At 61.5% G+C, this 22010-nt stretch carries 25 protein-coding genes; 9 read left to right on the forward strand and 16 right to left on the reverse strand.

The annotated features are described in order from the left end of the window. Nucleotide 1: 1 nt before the first annotated feature. From uvrC to BMY52_RS08360, 8 genes are all read right to left on the reverse strand, one after another. Nucleotides 2-1837 carry an excinuclease ABC subunit UvrC gene (gene uvrC, locus BMY52_RS08325; protein ID WP_090253503.1) on the reverse strand — a complete coding sequence of 612 codons (1836 nt, stop codon included), beginning with the start codon at nt 1835-1837 and terminating at the stop codon, nt 2-4. A 4-nt stretch (nt 1838-1841) separates the two neighbouring features. Continuing rightward, the gene (locus BMY52_RS08330) at nt 1842-2486 is read right to left on the reverse strand and encodes a uracil-DNA glycosylase (RefSeq protein ID WP_090253309.1); all 645 of its coding nucleotides are present in this window, start codon (nt 2484-2486) and stop codon (nt 1842-1844) included. A gap of 12 nt (nt 2487-2498) precedes the next feature. Further along, nucleotides 2499-3170 (reverse strand): response regulator, encoded by a 672-nt coding sequence (locus BMY52_RS08335; protein ID WP_245740712.1) that lies wholly within the window; start codon nt 3168-3170, stop codon nt 2499-2501. Nucleotides 3171-3215: 45 nt separating this feature from the next. After that, a complete protein-coding gene (locus BMY52_RS08340) occupies nt 3216-3683 on the reverse strand; it encodes a CYTH domain-containing protein (protein ID WP_090253314.1) in 468 nt (155 codons plus the stop codon). Nucleotides 3684-3781: 98 nt separating this feature from the next. Further along, entirely contained in the window at nt 3782-4753 is a 972-nt protein-coding gene (locus tag BMY52_RS08345; RefSeq protein WP_090253316.1) for a beta-ketoacyl-ACP synthase III, read from the reverse strand. Next, nucleotides 4750-5778 (reverse strand): phosphate acyltransferase PlsX, encoded by a 1029-nt coding sequence (gene plsX, locus BMY52_RS08350; protein WP_090253319.1) that lies wholly within the window; start codon nt 5776-5778, stop codon nt 4750-4752. The genes BMY52_RS08345 and plsX overlap by 4 nt, the downstream gene beginning before the upstream one ends. Before the next feature lie 201 nt (nt 5779-5979). Further along, the gene (gene rpmF, locus BMY52_RS08355; RefSeq protein ID WP_063465610.1) at nt 5980-6174 is read right to left on the reverse strand and encodes a 50S ribosomal protein L32; all 195 of its coding nucleotides are present in this window, start codon (nt 6172-6174) and stop codon (nt 5980-5982) included. 61 nt (nt 6175-6235) lie between these two features. Then, entirely contained in the window at nt 6236-6775 is a 540-nt protein-coding gene (locus tag BMY52_RS08360) for a YceD family protein (RefSeq protein ID WP_090253321.1), read from the reverse strand. A gap of 264 nt (nt 6776-7039) precedes the next feature. Here BMY52_RS08360 and BMY52_RS08365 point away from each other — a divergent pair, with 264 nt between their 5' ends. The 3 genes from BMY52_RS08365 to BMY52_RS08375 are packed head-to-tail and all read left to right on the forward strand — an operon-like array spanning nt 7040 to nt 10881. Beyond that, the gene (locus BMY52_RS08365; protein WP_090253324.1) at nt 7040-8458 is read left to right on the forward strand and encodes an acetyl-CoA carboxylase biotin carboxylase subunit; all 1419 of its coding nucleotides are present in this window, start codon (nt 7040-7042) and stop codon (nt 8456-8458) included. Nucleotides 8459-8476: 18 nt separating this feature from the next. Further along, nucleotides 8477-10300 (forward strand): sodium-extruding oxaloacetate decarboxylase subunit alpha, encoded by a 1824-nt coding sequence (gene oadA, locus BMY52_RS08370; RefSeq protein ID WP_090253327.1) that lies wholly within the window; start codon nt 8477-8479, stop codon nt 10298-10300. Further along, the gene (locus tag BMY52_RS08375) at nt 10300-10881 is read left to right on the forward strand and encodes a Maf family protein (protein WP_090253328.1); all 582 of its coding nucleotides are present in this window, start codon (nt 10300-10302) and stop codon (nt 10879-10881) included. The genes oadA and BMY52_RS08375 overlap by 1 nt, the downstream gene beginning before the upstream one ends. A gap of 14 nt (nt 10882-10895) precedes the next feature. Here BMY52_RS08375 and BMY52_RS08380 read toward each other — a convergent pair whose 3' ends face one another. Further along, nucleotides 10896-11321: an FHA domain-containing protein gene (locus tag BMY52_RS08380; protein WP_090253330.1), complete on the reverse strand. Its 426-nt coding sequence runs from the start codon at nt 11319-11321 to the stop codon at nt 10896-10898. 184 nt (nt 11322-11505) lie between these two features. On the opposite strand from BMY52_RS08380, the gene BMY52_RS08385 reads away from it, so the two are divergent. The 4 genes from BMY52_RS08385 (at nt 11506) to BMY52_RS08400 (ending at nt 14810) form a co-directional block, all read left to right on the forward strand. After that, nucleotides 11506-12447, forward strand: a complete 942-nt coding sequence (locus tag BMY52_RS08385; RefSeq protein WP_090253332.1) for an L-lactate dehydrogenase — start codon at nt 11506-11508, stop codon at nt 12445-12447. A gap of 82 nt (nt 12448-12529) precedes the next feature. Continuing rightward, entirely contained in the window at nt 12530-13366 is an 837-nt protein-coding gene (locus BMY52_RS08390; RefSeq protein WP_090253335.1) for an ion transporter, read from the forward strand. Between the two features lie 44 nt (nt 13367-13410). Then, on the forward strand, nt 13411-13605 hold the full coding sequence (locus tag BMY52_RS08395; protein ID WP_090253338.1) for a hypothetical protein: 195 nt from the start codon (nt 13411-13413) through the stop codon (nt 13603-13605). Further along, nucleotides 13605-14810, forward strand: a complete 1206-nt coding sequence (locus BMY52_RS08400) for a cation:proton antiporter (protein WP_245740713.1) — start codon at nt 13605-13607, stop codon at nt 14808-14810. The genes BMY52_RS08395 and BMY52_RS08400 overlap by 1 nt, the downstream gene beginning before the upstream one ends. Before the next feature lie 49 nt (nt 14811-14859). On the opposite strand, the gene BMY52_RS08405 is transcribed toward BMY52_RS08400, so the two are convergent. Together BMY52_RS08405 and BMY52_RS08410 are read right to left on the reverse strand one after the other, a co-directional pair. After that, on the reverse strand, nt 14860-15507 hold the full coding sequence (locus tag BMY52_RS08405; protein ID WP_090253340.1) for a peroxiredoxin: 648 nt from the start codon (nt 15505-15507) through the stop codon (nt 14860-14862). Between the two features lie 183 nt (nt 15508-15690). Beyond that, nucleotides 15691-16044, reverse strand: a complete 354-nt coding sequence (locus BMY52_RS08410) for a metalloregulator ArsR/SmtB family transcription factor (protein WP_090253343.1) — start codon at nt 16042-16044, stop codon at nt 15691-15693. A gap of 141 nt (nt 16045-16185) precedes the next feature. Between BMY52_RS08410 and BMY52_RS08415 the strand changes: the two genes are divergently transcribed. Beyond that, on the forward strand, nt 16186-17295 hold the full coding sequence (locus BMY52_RS08415) for an AI-2E family transporter (protein ID WP_090253345.1): 1110 nt from the start codon (nt 16186-16188) through the stop codon (nt 17293-17295). A gap of 45 nt (nt 17296-17340) precedes the next feature. Here the strand turns inward: BMY52_RS08415 and BMY52_RS08420 are convergent, their stop codons facing one another. The 5 genes from BMY52_RS08420 to BMY52_RS08440 form a co-directional block, all read right to left on the reverse strand. After that, on the reverse strand, nt 17341-17703 hold the full coding sequence (locus BMY52_RS08420; protein WP_245740728.1) for a thiol-disulfide oxidoreductase DCC family protein: 363 nt from the start codon (nt 17701-17703) through the stop codon (nt 17341-17343). An 80-nt stretch (nt 17704-17783) separates the two neighbouring features. Next, nucleotides 17784-18545 (reverse strand): bifunctional 2-polyprenyl-6-hydroxyphenol methylase/3-demethylubiquinol 3-O-methyltransferase UbiG, encoded by a 762-nt coding sequence (gene ubiG, locus BMY52_RS08425; RefSeq protein WP_090253350.1) that lies wholly within the window; start codon nt 18543-18545, stop codon nt 17784-17786. Next, a complete protein-coding gene (locus BMY52_RS08430; RefSeq protein ID WP_177169909.1) occupies nt 18542-19456 on the reverse strand; it encodes an NAD(P)-dependent oxidoreductase in 915 nt (304 codons plus the stop codon). Before BMY52_RS08430 ends, ubiG begins: the two co-directional genes overlap by 4 nt. A 66-nt stretch (nt 19457-19522) precedes the next feature. Next, on the reverse strand, nt 19523-20302 hold the full coding sequence (locus BMY52_RS08435; protein ID WP_090253353.1) for an ABC transporter permease: 780 nt from the start codon (nt 20300-20302) through the stop codon (nt 19523-19525). Between the two features lie 3 nt (nt 20303-20305). Further along, nucleotides 20306-21265: an ATP-binding cassette domain-containing protein gene (locus BMY52_RS08440; RefSeq protein WP_090253355.1), complete on the reverse strand. Its 960-nt coding sequence runs from the start codon at nt 21263-21265 to the stop codon at nt 20306-20308. 140 nt (nt 21266-21405) lie between these two features. Between BMY52_RS08440 and lexA the strand changes: the two genes are divergently transcribed. Further along, nucleotides 21406-22005 carry a transcriptional repressor LexA gene (lexA, locus tag BMY52_RS08445; RefSeq protein WP_090253358.1) on the forward strand — a complete coding sequence of 200 codons (600 nt, stop codon included), beginning with the start codon at nt 21406-21408 and terminating at the stop codon, nt 22003-22005. Nucleotides 22006-22010: the final 5 nt, after the last annotated feature.

Raw genomic sequence — 22010 nt, forward strand, 5'->3', positions numbered from 1 at the left:
ATCAGTCGTCGTGTAGCGAATCGAATATCTGCTGCGCCAGCTTGCGACTGATGCCGGGCACCTTGGCGAGTTCTTCCACCCTGGCACTGCTGACAGCCTTCAAGCCACCAAAATGCTTGAGCAACTGCTGGCGACGCTTGGGACCCATGCCGGGAATCTGCTCCAGCGGCGAGGTATTGCGTGCCTTGGCACGCTGCTGCCGATGTCCTGTGATGGCAAACCGATGCGCTTCGTCACGGATTTGCTGAATCAGGTGCAGCGCCTTTGAACTCGGCGGCAGTATAGACGGGCCGCGTTCATCGCTCAATATCAGCGTTTCCAGGCCGGGCCGGCGATCCTCGCCCTTGGCCACGCCCACCACCATGACCTCCGCCACCTGCAGGTCCTCCAGCACCTCCAGTGCCTGGCGCACCTGCCCCTTGCCGCCATCGATGAACAGGATATCCGGCAGGCGCGCCTCGCCCTCCTTGAGACGGGTATAGCGCCGATGCAGAGCCTGATACATGGCCGCATAGTCATCCCCGGGGGTGATATCGCGAATATTGAAACGCCGATAATCCGACTTGAGTGGCCCTTCGGGGTTGAAGACCACGCAGGAGGCCACAGTGGCCTCCCCATGAGAGTGACTGATATCGAAGCACTCCATGCGCGTAGGCACCTCGTCCAATTCCAGGGCCTCCCGCAGGGCCTCCAGGCGCTCACGCATGCCGGCCTTGCCGGCCAGGCGCGTGGCCAGGGACATCTGCGCATTGCGCTGAGCCATTTCCAGCCAGCGCGCCCGCTCGCCGCGCACGCTCCAGGCCAGACTCACCCTGTGACCCCGCTGCATGGTAAGCATTTCCTCCAGCAAGGCCGACTCCTCCGGGGCATGACTGAGGATGATCTGGGGCGGCACCTCCCGAGACAGGTAATACTGCCCAAGGAAAGCGGTCATCAACGCCTCGGCGCTGGTCTCTTCCGGCAGACTGGGGAATAGCGCCCGGTTACCCAGGTTCAAGCCGCCGCGAATGGAAAAAACCTGTACGCACACCTGGCCACCCTCCAGGGCGGCGGCGACAATATCCACATCACCGCCCTCCCCGCTCACATACTGCCGCTCGGAGATCTGCCGCAGGCGGGCAATCTGGTCCCGCACCTGAGCTGCCCGCTCGAACTCCAGGCGAGCTGAAGCCGCTTCCATCTCAGCCACCAGATTCCGCATGACCTGATCGCTGCGACCTTCCAGAAAGTCCACCGCATGCTTCACATCACGCTCATAGGCCAGGGGATCGATCAGCCCCACGCAGGGGGCGGTACACCGCTTGATCTGGTACTGCAGGCAAGGGCGTGAGCGGTTCTCGAAGAAACTGTCCTTGCAGGGCCGGATCAAAAACAGCTTCTGCAGCAGATTGAGCGTGTCGCGCACCGCCAGGGTGGATGGATAAGGACCAAAATAGCGCCCTGGCTTCTTCCGTGCCCCACGATGAAATGTCAGGCGCGGATAGGTGTGCTGGGAGAGGAATATGTAGGGGTAGCTCTTATCGTCACGCAGCAGCACGTTGTAGCGTGGCCGATGCTGCTTGATGAGATTATTCTCCAGCAACAGGGCCTCGGCCTCGGTGGTGGTCACCGTCACCTGCACATCCCGGATCTGCGCCACCATGGAACGAATGCGGGGGCTGGGCACATTCCGGCGAAAATAGCTGGAAACCCGATTTCTGAGGTTCTTGGCCTTGCCCACGTAGAGCACCACACCCTCCTCATCCAGCATCCGGTAGACCCCAGGCTGGCGGGTCAAGCTGGCCAGGAAGGTCTTGGCATCAAAGCCGAATTCGGGTGGGGACGCATCCGTCACCATGGGATCAGCGGGCATCCAGGCGCTGGCGCAGTTCCGCAAACACGGCCTGGAACATCTCGGGCGTCAGCCGGCGGGTCTGGGTGTTGTAGCGGCTACAATGATATGAGTCCACCAGGGTGATGCCACCCGGCAGATCGTGTATGCAACCGTGACCGAAGGGATGATCCTTGAGTTTCAGGCCCCGAGCCCGAAGGATGGCCTGATGGGCAATGGATCCCAGAGCCAGCACCACCGCAGGGTCAGGCAAGGTCTCCATTTCCGCCGCCAGATAATCATTACAGGCGCGGACCTCCGCCCCCTGAGGCTTGTTCTGAGGGGGGAGGCACTTCACCGCATTGGTGATACGACAATCCCGCAGGATGAGCCCATCATCCCGGGAGCAGGATTCGGGTTGGCTCCCAAAGCCGGTTTCATACAGGGTGCGATACAGCAGGATGCCCGCATGGTCGCCGGTGAAGGGGCGCCCCGAGGCATTGGCGCCGTGCATGCCCGGCGCCAGCCCGACAATCAGCAACCGGGCATCCGGGTCACCAAAAGGGGGAACGGGCGCGGCATGATACTCGGGATGCGCCTGACGCACCTGGGAGAGAAATCCCGCCAGGCGGGGGCAGCGGACACAATGGGGGTCAAAGACGGTTCGAGACACCACAGGGAACAGACCTCAGGCGTCGTTGGAAGAATCCGGAGCGGTAATGCCATGATCCATGGCCAGGCGCAGCAACTCGATATCACTGGAACACTCCAGCTTGTCCCGCAGACGGGCCTTGTAGGTACTGACAGTCTTCACATTCACGCCCAGTTCACTGGCAATCTTTTGTTGTTTGCAGCCCTTCACCAACAGCACCAGGATCTGCCGCTCCCGGGGAGACAGGCGAGCCAGGGCATCGGCTTCCTCCACCCCCTCGCCCCCCGACAGGTGGTGGGCGATCTTCGGGCTCATATGCCGGTCACCGCGCATGGCCAGCCGGATGGCCTCGATCAACTCATCCACCTGGCAGCCCTTGGTGAGATAACCTGACGCCCCGCTATCCATCAACCAGCGGGGAAAAGGCCCTTCGTCCTGGACGGTGAGCACGATCACCTTGGTGCCGGGATACTGGGCCAGTACCTGACGGGTGGTCTCGAGACCTCCCATGCCGGGCATATTCAGGTCCAGCAACACCACGTCCGGGCGCAGTCGCGGCAACTTTGCCAGGGCCTCCTCACCGGAACCGGCCTCGCCCACCACATGTATCCCCGTCTGAGCAGCACGCGACTCCAGCAAGCCGCGGATGCCAATGCGCACCAACTCGTGGTCATCCACCAGCAGCACATCCACCATACGCGGACTCAAGCCGTTCCTTTCACCGTCGCCGTTGTGATTCCCGGACATCTTGAGCTACCAGTCCTTGTAAGGGTGCTGCACCAGACTCGTGTTGTAATAGCGCGGGTCATGGGAGACTTCCTCCCCGGCCCAGGCAGGGATTTCCGGCTCCTGCTGCGCATGCTCAAGTTCCACTTCAGCCACCACAAGACCGGCGTTGTCCCCCTCGAACACGTCCACCTCCCACAGATGGTCTCCCACCGGCACAAAATGCCGGGTCTTCTCGATCAACGGGTGATGACACAGGGATTCCAGCAACTCATGGGCATCGGTGGCTGGGATGGGATATTCAAACTCCTGACGCTGGACGCCCAGCGTGGCGCTCTTGATATTCAGGTCCGCCTGTTCATCCGATACACGCACCCGTACCGAAGCGCTCTTGTTACCGCACAGATAGCCCTGCCGAAGCTTCACACTCTTGGTGACATGCTTCTTCCAGGCATCTGAAACCACGAGGAATTTTTTTTCTATCTCCTGTCCCATGGCACCACCGAAAGATCCAGACGACCCATACCTTACCATGATCGCAGGACATTCGGCCCGCCCCGGTGCGGGTGTTGGCCCTGCAGGTCAAGCGAGGCTCAAAGATAGGCCAGCGCCGAACCCCAGGTGAAACCGCCGCCAAAGGCCTCCATGAGCACCAGTTGCCCGGGCTGGATTCGGCCATCGCGCACGGCCACATCCAGGGCCATGGGCACCGAGGCCGCCGAGGTGTTGCCGTGCTCCTCCACCGTGACCACCACCTTTTCCATGGGCAATTTCAACTTGCGCGCCGTGGCCTGAATAATGCGAATATTGGCCTGATGGGGGATCAGCCAGTCTATCTGGGATTGCTCCAGGCCCTGCTTTTCCAGGGTTTCCTCGACGATCCGGCCCAGGGTGTTCACCGCCCACTTGAAGACCTCGTTGCCCTTCATCTGCAGATACGCCTCACCAGCGATCATGTCCTTGTAGCCACGCCCCACACCACGGGGCACGCTCAGCAGACTCTCGTAGCGTCCGTCCGCATGCAGATGCGTGGAGAGCACGCCGGGTGTGTCCGATGCCTCCAGGACCACCGCACCGGCACCATCACCAAAGAGCACACAAGTGCCCCGGTCATTCCAGTCCAGGATGCGGGAAATGGTCTCCGCCCCCACCACCAGCGCGCAACGGGCACTACCGGAGCGGATGAACTGATCCGCCACGCCCAGGGCATAGACAAACCCGGTACACACCGCCTGTATATCGAAGGCCGGGGAGCCGTTGTGTACGCCCAGCCGCTGCTGCAGCAAGCAGGCCGTGCTCGGGAAAACCTGATCCGGGGTGGTGGTCCCTACAATGATGAGATCAATATCCTCGGGTCGACGCCCGGCCATTGCCATGGCGCGCAGGGTCGCCTGTTCCGCCAGATCGCAGGTGGTCTCGTCGTCCGCCACCACGTGGCGCTGAGCAATGCCGGTGCGCTCGCGGATCCACTCGTCCGAGGTCTCCACAATCTTTTCCAGATCGCGGTTGGTGAGAATCTTTTCCGGAAGATAGCTCCCGGTCCCTGTTATCCGGGAATAGATCACGTCGCGGACTCCTCGCTCAGCAGTTCTTCCAACCGCTTGTCGATGCGCTGCGGCACCCGCTTGCGAGCCTCGATGCGAGCAATGCGGATGGCGTTTTCAAAGGCCACTGCGTCGGCCCCGCCGTGACTCTTGATGACCACGCCCTGCAATCCCAGCAGGCTGGCCCCATTGTAGGCCCGGGGATCTATGCGGCTGCGGAATTTGCGCAATACGGGCATGGCTACCAGAGCCGCCAGACGACTGAACAGGCCGCGCTTGAACTCGGCACGCATGTAGTGTGACACCATGCGTGCCACGCCCTCGCTGGTCTTGAGCGCCACGTTGCCCACAAAACCGTCGCATACCACCACATCCACATCGCCGCAGTAGATGTCGTTGCCTTCCACAAAGCCGATGTAGTTCAGGTGGCTCTGCTCCAGCATGTGGGCCGCCTCCTTCACCTGATCATTGCCCTTGATATCTTCCTCACCAATATTCAGCAACCCCACCCGCGGGTTGTTGACATTGTCCACGGCGCTGGCCAGTTCTGACCCCATCACGGCAAACTGGTACAGATGGTTGGCTGAGCAATCCACATTGGCGCCCAGATCCAGCATGTGGGTGTGGCCCTTGATGGCAGGGATGGCGGTGATGATGGCGGGGCGATCAATACCCGGCAGGGTCTTGAGCACATAGCGGGCGGTGGCCATCAGGGCGCCGGTGTTGCCGGCACTCACACAGGCATCGGCCTGCTGGTGCTTCACCAGGTTGATGGCCACCCGCATGGAGGAGTCTTTCTTGTTGCGTAGCGCCTGAGTCGGGGGCTCGTCCATCCCCACCACCTGGGCGGCGTGATGAATACGCAGCCGGTCGGAAGGCGCCTTGCCGACGGCGGACAGTTCCTTCTCGAGCCGCGCCTTGTCACCCACCAGGATCAGGTGGATGTCGGAAAACTCGGCCAAGGCCTTGAGTGCCGCCGGAACAACCACATGGGGACCGTGATCGCCCCCCATGGCATCCAGTGCGATGGTAAAGAGACCGCTCATGGACAAACTCTTTTTTTAACCTGCACAGGAAAGCCTCGCGGGATACAACATCCCGCGAGGTCGAAAGCGGAGGACCCACCGGTCCGCCGACAATGGCCTCATGGGCTGGCCGGCACCATATCGAGCCACGCCCCTGACCGGTGAGGCACCGGTGTTGGCAGGGTCATGCATCGGCATCACGGGCAGCCCGGGACCTAAGTGTTACTCTTCGTCTTCTTCCAGATCCTTGGCCTTGATCACCTGGCGACCCCGGTAAAAACCGTCGGCGCTGATGTGGTGACGACGGTGCAGCTCACCAGTGGTGGGCTCAACGGACAGGGTGGGACCGGTAAGGGCGTCGTGGGAACGACGCATACCGCGACGGGAACGGGTGGTACGACCTTGTGCAACAGCCATGATGTCTCTCCAATGAAAAGCGTTCGATGCCGCCGGGGCTTCCCACCGGCAGCCGTGTCAATCAACCGTCGTCGTCCAGGCGACCTTTCAGGGCACCCAGCGCAGCGAACGGGTTGTCTTCCTGCTTGCGGAGGGTCTCCACCTCCGCCTGCGAAAATTCCTTCAATGGCTGATCCGGGCAGTTGTCATCCGCATGCATGGGGACTGACGGCACCGACAACAGCAATTCATCCTCCACCAGCGACCAGACGGAGATCAGACCCTCTTCCAGCATGACTGGTTCAAACTCTACCGGCAGTTCCTCGATGGAACGCCCTTCGTCGAGCACGACACCCTCGAAGGTGGTATCCACCGGCCACGTCATGGGCCCGAGGCAACGCTGGCACTGCATCTGCAGCTCGGCCTGGATGCTGCCAGATAGCTTGACCTGCCCACCGTGCTCACGCCCGAATCGCACGGACACCCGGGCCGGACCGGCCAGGGACATGCCCGCCGCGGCAAGACGCGGCAAGTTCGATGCCTCCAGCACGCCATCCAGGGGACGCGCATGACCTGCGAGGCGAAACGGGTCGACCCGCTCGGAAAGGGTGGTCTCGGACATAAGCGCGCAATTCTAAAGGGCTTATCGCGGGACTGTCAAAACGAATTCGCGCCCGCGACTTGAAAAACCGTGCTGCGTTCACGGATACTGACGGTTTGATGACAATCTGCGGGCCGCACACGGCCCACCTCTCTTCACAGATGCTTGGGTCGGGGGTCGGTGATTTCAAGGCGCGCAGGCCCGTCCGGGCAGCAGAACCTGTCCCGACCAGGCCAAGCACCAACCCATGAATCAATCGCCTCAGCGCAGGCGCGGGACCTGTTCGTGATAAAGAAGCTTCTGATCGCCAACCGCGGTGAGATCGCCGTTCGTATCATCCGCGCCTGCGCGGAGATGGGCATCACTTCCGTGGCTGTTTACACCGATGCGGACCGGCACGGACTGCACGTGAAAAAGGCCGACGAATCGTATTCCATCGGCCCCGACTCCCTTTCCGGCTACCTGAATGTTCACCGCATGGTGAACATGGCCCGTACTGCTGGCTGCGATGCCATTCACCCGGGCTATGGCTTCCTCTCGGAAAATCCGGAGTTTGCCCGCGTCTGCGCCGAGCGGGGCATCCAGTTCGTGGGACCGGACAGCAAGGTCATCAGTCGCATGGGCGACAAGGTGGCCGCCCGCGAGGCCATGATCGAGGCAGGCGTGCCGGTGGTTCCCGGGAGTGAGGGCAACCTCTCCGGCGTCGAGGAGGCTGTGAGCCTGGCCGGCGACATCGGCTACCCGGTGATGCTCAAGGCCACCAATGGAGGCGGCGGCCGCGGCATCCGCCGGTGTGATGATGAGGCCAGCTTGCGCCGCAACTATGAGCGCGTGCGCTCCGAGGCCACCAAGGCCTTCGGCAGCACCGAAATCTTCATGGAAAAGGCCATCGTCAATCCGCGCCACATCGAGGCGCAGATCCTGGCCGACCGTCACGGCAATGTCATCCACCTCTACGAGCGGGACTGCTCCATCCAGCGACGTCATCAAAAGCTGGTGGAGATCGCCCCCTCCCCCCAACTCAGCCCCGAGCAGCGTGAATATGTGGGCGAGTTGGCGGTACGCGCCGCCCGGGCCGTGGGCTACGAGAATGCCGGCACCGTGGAATTCCTCATGGATGCCGATGGCAGCTTCTATTTCATGGAGATGAACACCCGCCTGCAGGTGGAGCACCCGGTGACCGAGATGATCACGGGTGTCGACATCGTGCAGGAGCAGATCCGCGTCGCCGCCGGCGAACCACTGCGCTACAGCCAGGATCAGATTACCTGTCGCGGCTTCGCGGTGGAGTTTCGCATCAACGCGGAAGACCCGAAAAATGACTTTCTGCCCAGTTTTGGGCGCATCACCCGCTATTTCGCCCCCGGCGGTCCGGGCGTGCGCACCGATGGTGCCATCTACACCGGCTACCACATTCCGCCCCATTACGATTCCATGTGCGCCAAGCTCATCGTCTGGGCGCTGGACTGGGACGCCCTCATCCATCGGGCCCGCCGGGCCCTCAACGATATCGGCGTGTACGGCGTGAAGACCACCATCCCGTATCACCTGGAGATCCTGGACAGCGAAGCTTTCCGCAAGGGCAGCTTCGACACGGGCTATGTGGATGCCCACCCGGAACTCACTCAGTACTCCGTTCGTCGCCCCACCCGGGAACTGGCGGCCGTGATCGCCGCTGCGATTTCCGCTCACAAGGGTCTCTGACCAGAAGGTAATGCACTGATGTCCAAGGTAACGATCACCGACCTGACCCTGCGAGACGGCCATCAGAGCCTGATCGCCACGCGCATGCGCACGGAGGACATGCTCCCCATCTGCGAGAAGATGGATGCCGTGGGCTTCTGGTCCCTGGAAGTCTGGGGCGGGGCTACATTCGACGCCTGCCTGCGCTTTTTGAAAGAAGACCCATGGGAGCGGCTGCGCCAGCTGCGCGAGGCCCTGCCCAACACCCGCCTGCAGATGCTGCTGCGTGGCCAGAACCTGCTGGGCTACCGCCACTATGCCGACGACGTGGTGCGCGGCTTCGTGGCCAAAAGCGCCGACAACGGCATGGACGTGTTCCGCATCTTCGATGCCATGAACGACACCCGCAACGTGCGTGTGGCCATCGAGGCGGTCAAGAAGGAAGGCAAGCACGCCCAGGGCGCCATCAGCTACACCACAAGCCCCGTGCACACCCCGGAGCAGTTCGTGACCATGGCCCGGGAGATGGTGGACATGGGTTGCGACAGCATCGCCATCAAGGACATGGCCGGCCTGCTCACGCCCTATGCCACGGGCGAACTGGTCTCGGCCCTCACCGATGCGGTGGCCGTGCCCATCCACCTGCATACCCATGCCACCGCCGGCCTCTCGGAAATGTGCCACCTCAAGGCCGTGGAAAACGGCGCGGCCAACATCAACACCGCCATGTCGGCCTTTGCCGGTGGAACCAGCCACGCGCCCACCGAGAGCATGGTGGCCGCCCTGCACGACAGCCAGTACAGCACCGATCTGGATCTGATGGCCCTGCAGGAGATCGGCTTCTACTTCCGCGAGATCCGCAAGAAGTATCACCAGTTCGAGAGTGAGTTCACCGGCGTGGACACCCGCGTGCAGACCACCCAGGTGCCGGGTGGGATGATCTCCAACCTGGTCAGCCAGCTCAAGGCTCAGGGGGCGCTGGACAAGGTCAACCAGGTGATGACCGAAATCCCCCGGGTTCGCGAGGACCTGGGCTATCCGCCCCTGGTCACGCCCACCTCCCAGATTGTGGGCACCCAGGCCGTGATGAACGTGCTCACCGAAGAGCGCTACCAGACCATCACCAATGAAGTGAAAAGTTACCTGCAAGGTCGATACGGACGCACCCCCGGCCAGGTGAACCCGGTGGTGCGTCGCAAGGCCATCGGTGATGCGGAGGTGATTGAATGCCGCCCCGCCGACCTGCTGCAGGACGAAATGGACACCTTGCGCGAGCAAGTGGGTGACCTGGCCCAGTCTGAAGAGGACGTGATGATCTACGCCATGTTCCCGGACCTGGGTCGCGAGTATCTGGAACATCGCCGCGATGGCAAACTGGTGCCCGAACCCCTCGAACCCGTCGGCGCCAAGGCCGAGAAAAAGAACGCCCCGGTGGAATTCAAGGCCACTCTGCATGGCGAGACCTACCACATCAAGGTCACCGGCACCGGCCACAAGCGGGACCACGAGCGCCCCTTCTATGTGACCGTGGACGGCATGCCGGAAGAGATCGTCGTGGAAACCCTGGATGAACTCGCCCTGGAGGGTGACGGCGGCGCCAGACGCGATGGTCCACGGGGCAGCGGTCGCCCCCGGGCCACCAAGCCCGGCCACGTGAGCACCTCCATGCCCGGCACCATCATCGATGTGCTGGTGAAGGAAGGCGACGAGGTCAAGGCGGGTGATGGCGTACTCATCCTGGAGGCCATGAAGATGGAGACCGAAGTCCAGGCGCCGGTGGGTGGCGTGGTCAAGGCCATTCATGTGGCCAAGGGTGACAGCGTCAACCCCGATGACGCCCTGGTGGAGATCGAGGCCAGTTGATGAACCCCGGACTTGTCCTGGCCTCGACCTCGCCGTTCCGCCGTGAGCTGCTGCAGCGCCTGGCCCTACCCTTCGATACCTGCTCCCCCCAGGTGGATGAGACACCGAAGCCGGGAGAGGGCCCGAACGCCATGGTGGCTCGCCTGGCTGAGGCCAAGGCCCGGGCGGGGGCCAGGCAAAAGCCGGATCACCTCATCATCGGCTCCGATCAGTGCGCGGAATTGGACGGGCAGATACTGGGCAAACCCGGCGATCATCAACGGGCCCTGGAACAACTCACCGCCGCCTCGGGCCGTACGGTGGTTTTTCACACCGGCCTGTGCCTGCTGAATGCGGTCACCGGCGAGGCCCAAGTGGACGTCGTGCCCTTCAAGGTTCGGTTTCGTGCATTGAGCCCGGAGCAGATTGACCACTACCTGCGCAAGGAGCAGCCCTACCAGTGCGCTGGCAGCATCAAATCGGAGGGGTTGGGTATCGCGCTCTTCGAGGCCATGGAGGGAGATGACCCCACCGCACTGGTGGGACTTCCGCTGATCCGGCTATGCACGCTGCTTGAGCGGGCAGGTTTCAGGGTTGTATAGGCCGTGCGCCCCGCTCAGTGGGGCACGGAAAAACTCACCAGGTGGGTATCATCCTCGGCTGCCGGTCGCCCCAGACTGATCAACCCCTCCCCCACCAACGGCAACTCCTCGCCGTTGAGCAGGCAGATTTCATCATTGCCCTGCAACCGCACATAAGTACCATTCGTGCTCTGATCAATGAGCACGAACTTGCCCTTGCGATAGATCACCCGGGCATGATGCCGTGACGCCACGGGCACCGACACCATCAGGTCGCAATCCTGGCTGCGCCCCAGCACAAACACGCGAGCACCTGCTGTAAACCAGTGTTCCTCGCCATGCAGCCCGAACATCATACGGGCGTTGAGATCATACAATGCACGCATGCTCTCCGCGCTGATCCGCTGCGTGGGGGAACGTTCCTCGTGATCGTCACCTGCATTATCCGGAGAAGCTTTCATATGCCGCGTATCCTCTTGAAAGGCCTGAAGAGGCACAGACCCTGACCAGCCTCGGATTATGACCTGAAACGATCTGTTTTTTTGTGATGTTTTGCAAAGATCGTTCATCATGGCAGGCCATTGTCACTTCAAAACGGATACATTGGCCCTTGACGGGTCTGCCCCGCCCCAGGAGGGTTTTGCCATGGCCAGAGACAGCGTAGGTATCATCGGCACCGGCAACGTGGGTGTTGCCGCCGCCTATTCCATCTTTCAACGACAGATCGCCGGCGATCTGATCCTGGTGGATCGGGATCAGCAACGCGCCGAGGGTGAGGCCATGGACCTGATGCATGGCCAGTCCCTGGTGGGACGGGTCATGGTCCGCGCCGGCGACTATGCCGACCTGACCGACTGCGGCGTGATCGTCATCACCGCCGGGGTCGGCCAGAAACCAGGCGAATCACGCCTTGAACTGCTCAACCGCAACGCCGCCGTGTTCCGTGAGATCGCCGCGCACCTGGACCGTCACGCCCCCGATGCTGTACTGGTGATCGCCACCAACCCGGTGGATATCCTCACCTATGTCATGCAGCGCCTCACACAACGACCGGCCCACCGCGTGATCGGCACGGGCACCATGCTGGACACCTCGCGGTTTCGCGCCGCCCTGGGAGAATACTACGGCGTGAACCCCCGCTCGGTGCATGCCTACATCATGGGTGAGCACGGTGATTCCGAGGTGCCCATCTGGAGCACGGCCAAGGTGGGGGGACTGAGCCTGTTCGAGCAGACGGTGAATGGGCGGCAGTTCGATCCCCAGGCCATGGAAAGATTATTTCAGCAGGTCAAGACCGCCGCTTTTGATATCATCTCGCGCAAGGGCTACACCAACACCGCCATTGGCCTCGTGATTGCCTACATGGTGCGGGTGATCCTGGAGGATCAAAAAAGCGTCCTGGCGGTCAGTGTGGATCCGCAAGGGGACTACGGTCTTGAGGATGTCTGCCTGAGCATTCCCTGCATCGTTGGCCGGGATGGCATTGAATCCCGTGTGGCGCCCTTGATCAACGAGACGGAGCACGAGGGCATGCAGGCCTCCTCCCAGGTTCTGCGGAACAGCCTCCAGGGCATGTCCATCGACTGAGAGAGTAAGGCCCACCCGTCCGGGCCTGCCCCTCCCTGTGGGGAGGGGGCATTAATGACCGATCTACCCAAGGAATTCGCACATGCATGTTGTGGCCGGTCCACGCGCCCGAGTGGGCGCCTTCATACAATCCGATCGCATCCAGCGCTGGATCATCGCGCTCATCCTGGTCAATGCCGTCATTCTGGGCCTGGAGACCTCATCCACCATCATGGAACACCCGGCGGCCCCTTGGCTGATCGCGGCGGACCGAATCATTCTCGGTGTCTTTGTGGTGGAGATCCTGCTCAAGCTCTTTGCCCAGGGCTGGGGGTTCTTCCGACGCCCCTGGAATGTCTTTGACTTCCTGGTAGTCGGCATCGCCCTTGTTCCCACCTCCGGACCCATGGCCGTGCTGCGGGTGCTGCGACTGTTGCGCCTCGTCTCCATGATGCCCAAACTCCGCTTCATCGTGGAGGCCCTGCTCAAGGCCATCCCGGGCATCCTGTCCATCCTCGGCCTGCTGGTGCTGTTGTTCTATGTGTTTGCCGTCATTGCCACCGGCCTGTTCGGCAAGAGCTTCCCGGAGTGGTTTGGCAGCCTGGGACAATCCATGTACACCCTGTTCCAGGTCATGACCCTGGAGAGCTGGTCCATGGGCATTGCACGACCCGTGATGGAAGAATACAGCTGGGCCTGGGTGTTCTTCGTGCCCTTCATCCTCATTGCCACCTTCACCATTCTCAACCTCTTCATCGCCATCATCGTCAACACCATGCAGTCCATGCAGGAGGACCAGCAGAAGTTCGAGCACGACGCCATTGAAGAGGTGGTCCACACCGAGAACACCCAGCTCCATGAAGATCTCAAGGCCCTGCGTCAGGAGATTGGCGAACTGCGCAAGGAGATCGCCCGCGATCGCACACCGGGCCCGGGCTGAGTGTCCACCCGATCAGACCCCCATCCGTTGCAAAGGACACCGGCATGAGCGAAGACGATCAAAAAACCGCCCCGCCCTCCAAACCCTACCCCGGTCCGGAGCGCCGCAAGGGCGAACGTCGCAAGGCCCAGCACGACCGTCGTGAAATGTTCCGTTTCGAGCCGGAAAAGGACCCCCGCCGCTCCGGCCAGGATCGCCGCCGGGCCAATCAGGATGTCTGGAAGCAGCGGGATATCTGATGATGATGGAATCCCTTCCCGGTTGGCTGCCCGTTGAGGTGTCTCGAACCCCATTAAACATCCTCTTATTGGGCGTTATTTTATCCTTCAGTATTTTTGCTGACACGGTGGCACGCCGTGTGGGCGTTCCACGGATATCCATCCTGATCATGGTGGGTGTTGGTATTGCTTTTGTGCAGCAGGTGCTGATGGGGGCTCAAGACGCCGAATTATTGGGTGGGTTAAGTGAACCCCTGATCCAGTTGGCGCTGGTCATGGTGGCTTTTCTGCTGGGTAGTGAATTCAAGCTGAATCAGCTGCGGGATACGGGGTCACTGATTCTGATCATTTCACTCTTTGTGATTGTGGGCGGCGGCGTCCTGGTGGGCGTCGGTCTGCTGGCGCTGGGATTCCCGCTCGTGGTTGCCATCTCCTTGGCCGCCATTTCCGTGGCAACAGATCCTGCCGCCGTCACGGAGTCAATCAGGGAGAGTGGCGATACACGACTGCGGGCCAAGGTCTTGCTGGGCACCGTGGCCATTGATGATGTCTGGGGTATCTTGATATTCGGGATCAGCATGGCGGTGCTGGGGTGGGCGCTGAGCAATGACGGCCAGCTGGCCTTACTGCACGCCTTATGGGAGTTGGGAGGGGCCATCGTATTAGGTGCCCTGATCGGGCTGCCAGCCTCCTGGCTGACCGGTCGCCTCAGTCCGGGAGAGCCCATCCAGGTTGAAGCCATCGCGCTGATTCTCTTACTGGCGGGCTTTTCCGACTTGCTGGGTGTGTCGGCCCTGCTGGCATCCATGGTTGCCGGCACGCTGGTGGCCAATCTGGCCTACCACCATACCCGGTCATTCCGGGAGATCCAGCATATCGAATGGCCATTTCTGGTGTTCTTCTTTGTACTTTCCGGTGCAAGTATCGATCTGTACAACGTTGGAGATGCCATCGGGCTGACGATCGCTTATATCCTGCTGCGGCTGGTGGGCAGGATTCTTGGTGGATATCTGGCAGTGATATTGACCCGAAGTCAACAACAGACCCTGCCCCGGCATATTGGCCTGGCACTCACACCTCAGGCCGGCATAGCCATCGGGATGGGCTTGCTGGCAGCCGAGCAATTTCCCGAGTTCCGCGGTACGATCCTCTCGGTTGTGGTCGCTTCGACCATCACCTTTGAATTGATTGGACCGGTTCTGGTACGACGCGTCTTGCGTTCCTGAGTTGCCCCGCTGATGGAAAACGCCGCCCCCTCAAGGGCGGCGTCATGACTTACAGGGATTTGCGGGAGAAGTACCAGTCCACGTAGTCGTAACCTTCGCCCTCGCGCTGCTTCATGCCCTCCGAGGTCTTGGGCGGCGGCACGATGACAGGCTGTCCGGGGCACCATGCCTCAGGCGTGGCCACACCGTGTTCGTCAGAGGTTTGCAATGCATCCAGCAGCCGCAGGAACTCGTCCACGCTTCTGCCATTGGTCATGGGGTAGTAGACCATGGCACGAAGGATACCTTCCGGGTCAATCAGGAAGGTGGCACGCACCGCTGAAGTATCGGCGGCGTTGGGGTGGATCATGCCATAGGCACTGGCCACTTCCATCTTGAGATCCTCGATGATCGGGAAAGGAATCTCGACACCGAACTTCTCATGGATGTTTTTCGTCCAGGCCAGGTGAGAGAACAGGCTGTCAATCGACAACCCCAGCAATTGGCAATTCCGCTTTTTGAATTCCTCTGCCCGTTCAGCAAAGCCGATGAATTCAGTGGTGCACACGGGCGTGAAGTCCGCTGGATGGGAGAACAGCACCAGCCACTGTCCCCGATAATCATTGAGAGAACGTTCACCGTGGGTGGTCTGGGCCTTGAAATGCGGGGCCGGGGCGTTGAGTTGCGGAAGACCGTAGGTTTGTTCGTTGGCTTGCATCGGGATCTCCTTGGAAGGGTTATGGATTGATCGTGACCTTCGCGACCCATAATAAGGAAACGCTTATGCTTAGGCCAATGACTTTTCCCACCCAGCAAGATAGCCTTAGTTAATTGATTTATCGCAAGATATTCAAGGGAGTCCCCGGCCACCCGCCATCGAAAACCATGCTGGACGGCGCGCTCATACCACACACGTGGCGCCGGGCCTGCCGACCATGTTGGCCAGGCGCTCGCGGTCGAGGACAAAGGGTTCGGTGGGGGCAATCTCACGGGCAGTGCGCTCAAGGATGTCGCGTACCCAGGACGGGAGACCGGGATTGATGCGATAGAAAATCCATTGGCCACGACGATGGTCGGCCACGATGCCACTTTCGCGCAGCAGTGCCAGGTGACGGGACACCTTGGGCTGGGGCATCTGAATGGCGTGAGTGAGCTCACAGACGCACAACTCCCCCTCCAGACTGAGGAGCGTGAGGCACCGCAAGCGTGTGGAATCCGACAGGGCCTTGAAAACAGTTTCCGGCAACTTATTCATGAAACTGAATATATGGGATGCACCTCCCCCAGACAAGTGCCCTGGAAGCCGGCCAGGCAAGCAAGGTGCTCTGCTTGTGCGCGACGCCGCAGGCTCCGTATAATTCTGGAATCTTTACACTATTCATGGATAGTCACCCAGATGCAAGCAGCCCTGGAACGACGCGCCTTCATCATCCTGCTGTTGCTGGTGACTGGCCTCTTCCTTTACCTGATGAAGCCTTTCTTCGGCGCCGTGCTCTGGGCCTGCATCATCGGGGTGCTGTTCCATCCGGTGCAGATGCGCCTGGAGTCCCACTGGGGCAGGCGCCCCAACCTCACGGCCCTGACCACCCTCACCCTCTGCGTCATCATGGTGATCATCCCGGTACTGTTCGTGCTGGGGTCGTTCCTGCGGGAAGGAGCCAGCCTGTACCAGGCGCTGGAGACCGGCAAGGTCGACCCAGGGGCTTACGTGGACCGCATCCGCGAGGCCTTCCCCGTGATCCAGAACCTGCTGGATCGCCTGCAGGTGGACGTGGCCAGCCTCAAGGAGCGACTGGCCGATACGGCGCTCACGACCAGCGGATTCATCGCTCAGAACACGCTGCAGGTGGGACGTAACACCCTGCAGTTCTTCGTCAGCCTGGGACTGATGCTCTACCTGACCTTCTTCCTGCTGCGGGACGGTGAGAAGTTGCTCCGACTCATTGAGCGCGCCCTGCCCATCGGTGATGAGCGGGAACGACTGCTTTTTGCGCGCTTTTCCGAGGTAGCCCGCGCCACGGTCAAGGGTAATCTGGTGGTGGCCACTATCCAGGGGACGCTGGGGGGGCTCATTTTCTGGATCCTTGGCATCCCCGGGGCCCTGCTCTGGGGCGTGGTGATGATCCTGCTCTCCTTGATTCCCGTGGTCGGTGCAGGGCTCATCTGGGCCCCTGTGGCCATTTATCTGTTCGCCGTCGGCGACTGGGTACAAGGGCTGATCCTGACAATCTTTGGCGCCGGGGTCATCGGTTTGGTGGATAACATCCTGCGCCCCATCCTGGTGGGTCGGGATACCAAGCTGCCCGACTACGTGGTGCTACTCTCCACCCTGGGCGGCATCGTCACCTTCGGCCTGAATGGCTTTGTGATCGGCCCGCTGATTGCGGTGCTCTTCACCGCCTTCTGGGGCATCTTCATGCGGGACTTCCACAGAGGGCCGGAGGAGCAGAGCGCTTCGGCCGCTGAAGAAGACGATGGGGAAGGTCAAGGCGGGGGAACGACCTGAACGCCGTCGTCTCCGCCCCCTTGGGTTTTCAGGAGTCCTGGGTTTTCAAGAGTCCTTGGGCAACTCACACGCGGCGGGTTGGCGGCGGCGGTAACGGGCCCAGATACCGTAACCAAAATCCATCACCGGCAGCACACCGGGGATCGCCGATACGACCTTGGCCAACCAGCGATAGCCCGGCAAGGCACGCCAGACAGTCACAAAGGCATAGGCCCCGGTGGTCAACCGACCCTCGGCGTCGCAGGCGTGCATCCGCTCCATGGCCTGCTCCCAGGTAACCCCCAGGCGTTCCAACGCCTCGGGATGGCTGTGCAGATCAAGCCAGTTGACCTTTCCAGCCTTATCCAGCCGTCGGTAGTGACCGATCTCGCGGCGGCACAAAGGACAGCCCCCATCATAGAAAACCATGGGCCTACCATCGAATCCATCACCTTGCGAGGGGCTGGAAGCGGCAGAGATATTGTCAGCGCTATTCATGAAATCAGGCCTCAAGACAGTCGGGGGCCGGGTTGATGCGTCATGAGCATATAGTTCACACCCATGTATCCGGCCAGGCTCATGCGACGGTTGAACGGGTTGACCCGTACCCCCGTGCGTTCGATCACTTCCAGCCCATCGGGCGTAAGCAGGGCCTCCAGTTCCTCTGGCTTGGGGAAGCGCTTCCACTGGTGGGTACCTCGAGGCAGCCAGCGCAGGATGTACTCGGCGCCGATGATCGCCGCCACAAACGAGGCCGCCGTACGGTTGATCGTGGCAATGAAGCCATACCCCCCCGGGCGCAGCAGTCGATTACAGGCTTGCATGAAGCCGGACAGGTCCGCCACGTGCTCGACCACCTCCATGTTGAGCACCACATCATAGTGGGTATCGCGGTTTGCCAGAGTCTCCACGGCAACCTCTTCATAGGTGACCGGCAGCCCTGAATGCTCCGCATGCATCCGTGCCACAGTGATATTGCGTCCGGTCACATCCACACCATGAACCTGCGCGCCCAGCTTCGCCATGGACTCGCTGAGAATTCCCCCGCCACAGCCGATGTCCAGCAGGGTGAGGCCCTCCAGTGGGCGCTCAGCATGACAGTCACGTCCCAGATACTGACAAAGCCGCTCCAGGATATACCCGGTGCGCACCCGGTTCAGCGTGTGCAGGGCCCAGAAAGGCCCTCGGTCATTCCACCAGAGATCAGCCAAGGCGGTATAGCGGGCCACCTCTTCCGGGTCGATGGAAGATTCTCGGAGCGGGGATGTCATGAGCGGCCTCCGGCCTCTTTGTCAGACACGTTGGATGGCGGCGTCAAGCGGCGCAGCACCTCGGCAATCACCGCGGAGTCCTCTTCTCCGTACCCCTGCCCCACGGCTGCATTGATCCACTGGGCCGCCTGGGCGGTACCCGGCAGGGGCAAACCCAGATCCGCCGCCGTTTGCAGCACAATACCCATGTCCTTGGCGTGCAAGCGGGCCTTGAAACCAGGCGGATAGGACCGATCAATCATCCGCTGGCCATGCACTTCCAGCACCCGGGAATAAGCCAGGCCACCCAGCACTGCCTCGCGCATGGCTGCCGGATCCACCCCGGCGGCTTCAGCCAGGCGGATGGCCTCGGAGACCGCGTTCATGGTCTGGGCCACAATCAATTGATTGCAGGCCTTGGTGATCTGACCGGCCCCGTGGTCACCCACATGCGTGATGGACCTGCTCACCACCTCGAGGACCGGACGTACGCGTTCCAGCACCTCGGCCTTGCCACCCACCATGATGGTCAGGCTGCCCTCCCTCGCCCCCTGCTGCCCTCCGGAGACCGGGGCATCCAGCATATCCACGTCCCGGTCTGCCAGGGCCATGGCCAGCTTGCGGGTCGCCGCGGGGGAGATGGTACTGTGATCCACCACCACCAGGCCCGGCTGAGCGCCTTCGATCACACCGTTATTCCCCACCAGCACCTGCTCCACGTCCCGGGTGTCGGAGACGTTGGTGAGCACCACGTCCACCTGGCGGGCCAGCTTGGCCGGACTGGTGTCCACATGGGCGCCTGCATCCTTGAAAACCTCCGTGGCCTCCAGGCGTCGCGCCCACACGTGAACCTCATGGCCGGCCTTGAGCAGATTCATGGCCATGGGACCGCCCATGATGCCCAAACCGATACAACCCACCTTCAACGTCATCATCGACTCCAGCAATTCATTGAATGAGATCCGATTCAGCCCGGTCGGTTTCAACCCATGCGACTGTCAGCACATCAAGCGACGCCGCAGCAGCCAGGTGGACAGGCTCAATGCCCCCCCTCCATAAGCCGCCACCACCCCCAGATGCAGCAACACATGCGTCGGCCATTCACCAATCATCAGCGGCCGAACCACCTCCACCACATGCACCAGGGGCAGCAGATGAGCCAGGATCACGATCATGTCCGGCAACTGCTCCAACGGGAAAAACACCCCCGAAAGCAGCAGCATGGGCGTGATCGCCAGGGTGAAGTAATACAAAAAGAAATCATAACTGCGCGATAACGCAGTGACGATCATGGCGCAGGCCGCGAAGGTAAACCCGGCCAACAGGATCACGGGCAGGGCCAGCAGTGCCCTGGGGTCGCTGACCAGACCCAGCAGGGTCGCCACCACCAGGATGGCCGCGGCACTCATCAGGGCCTTGGTGGCAGCCCAGATGATCTCGCCCAGCACAATGTCATCCAGGTTAAGCGGCGCGCCCAGCAGGCCATCCCAGGTCTTCTGCTCGGACATGCGGGTGTAGGCAGAATACATGCCCTCGAAACTGGCCGTATACATGGCACTGGAACAGATGATGCCGGAGGCCAGGAAGACCATGTAGGGCAGGTCGCCCAGGTCCCCTACCAGTTGACCGAATCCGTAGCCAAAGGCCAGCAGGTACAGCACCGGCTCGCCGAAGTTGCCCAGAATGGAGGGCACCATGATCTTTCGCCATACCAGCAGATTGCGACGCCACACGGGGATGAACCGCAGGCTCAGTTGCGGAATCAGGGAGGTCGTCATGGCTCAGTCCCTCAACTCGTGTCCAGTGAGTTTCATGAAGACATCTTCCAGGTTCGCGGGGCGATGCAGGTAGCGCAGACCGGCTCGCTCCAGGCGTTCCAGCACCGGGGCGGCCTCATGGCAGTACAGCAACGCCATATCTCCCACCCGATGGGCGCGAGCGGGCAGGTCGTCCGCCTGGCCATCCAGCCAACGCATGGCAGCGTTGCCATTGATCTCCAGCACATGGGGGTCGATGTGCTGTGCAATCAGGGCCTGGGGGCTCTCCTGGGCCACGATCCGACCCCGATCCATGATGGCCAGACGGTCACAGAGACGTTCGGCCTCTTCCATGTAATGGGTGGTGAGGATCAGCGTCGTGCCCTGCTGCTTCAACCCCCGCAGGCACTGCCAGATATGATGACGGGCCTGGGGGTCCAATCCCGTGGTGGGTTCATCCAGTACCACCAACTCCGGATGATTGATCAGTGCCCGGGCCAGGGTGAGGCGCCGTTTCATCCCGCCGGAGAGGGCCTCGATGCCCAGGTTCTCCCGTTGCCCCAGGTTGGCAAAGGCCATGAGTTCATCCACGCGCTGGCGCCGTGCGGCGCCCTTGAGGCCGAAATAACCGGCGTATGTCGTCAAATTCTCACGCACGGTGAAATCCGGGTCGAGATTGTCGAACTGGGGCACGATGCCCAGGCGCAACCGGGCTTCGCGGGCCCTTGCAGGGATCGGCTCGCCCAGCACATGCAAAGTGCCACCATCAGGGGGCGTCAACCCCAGCATCATGCGCAGGGTGGTGGTCTTGCCTGCCCCGTTGGGCCCGAGCAACCCGAAGCATTCCCCTGGACGCACCTCCAGATCAATGTGATCCACCACCGTCTCGCCATCGTAGCGCTTGAGCAGACCACAGGCCCGGGCAATATGGGGTTCGCCCGCAGCCTGGGCAGTAAAATCGTTGGTTAGAGCGACTGTATCCATGCACTGTCCTTTGAGTTGACCGGCCATGTTACTAAGCGCCGGGCCGATGACGCCAGCAACCCGACCTTTTGCCGGGTGTTGCCCCTTGCCAAATGCACCGCCTTGAAATACTGTCTATAGATATAGAAGCGAGGATCAGTATGGAAAAGCTCACCCCCAGGCAGGCGGAAATCCTGGCATTCATCCGTGATTACATGCAGACCAGTGGCATGCCACCCACCCGGGAAGAGATCATGCGTGCCTTTGGTTTCAAGTCCCCCAACGCGGCGGAATGTCATCTGCGCACCCTGGCCCGCAAGGGGGCCATCGATATCCTGGCAGGCACCTCCCGCGGGATTCGTCTGCGCGAACCCCTGGGTTTGCCCCTGGTGGGTCGCGTGGCCGCCGGGGTGCCCATCCTGGCCGAGGCGCACATCGAAGATCATTACCGGCTGGATCCCCGCCTGTTCAATCCGCGACCGGATTACCTGCTGAGAGTCGAGGGGCTCAGCATGATCGGGGCCGGCATCATGGACGGAGACCTGCTGGCCGTCCATCGCACCCCCGAGGTCCGCAACGGTCAGATCGCTGTCTTTCGCCTGGAGAACGACGTCACCGTGAAACGTTTCCAACAGGAGGGGCATACGGCCCGCCTGTTGCCGGAAAACCCGGATTTCGAACCCATTGTCGTGGATTTGCGTGACGAGGAACTGTGCGTCGAGGGCGTCAGCGTCGGCATCATCCGCAACCGGGATGCCTGACCCGC

The organism is Ectothiorhodospira marina (genome assembly GCF_900109495.1).
In the GTDB taxonomy this organism is placed as follows: domain Bacteria; phylum Pseudomonadota; class Gammaproteobacteria; order Ectothiorhodospirales; family Ectothiorhodospiraceae; genus Ectothiorhodospira; species Ectothiorhodospira marina.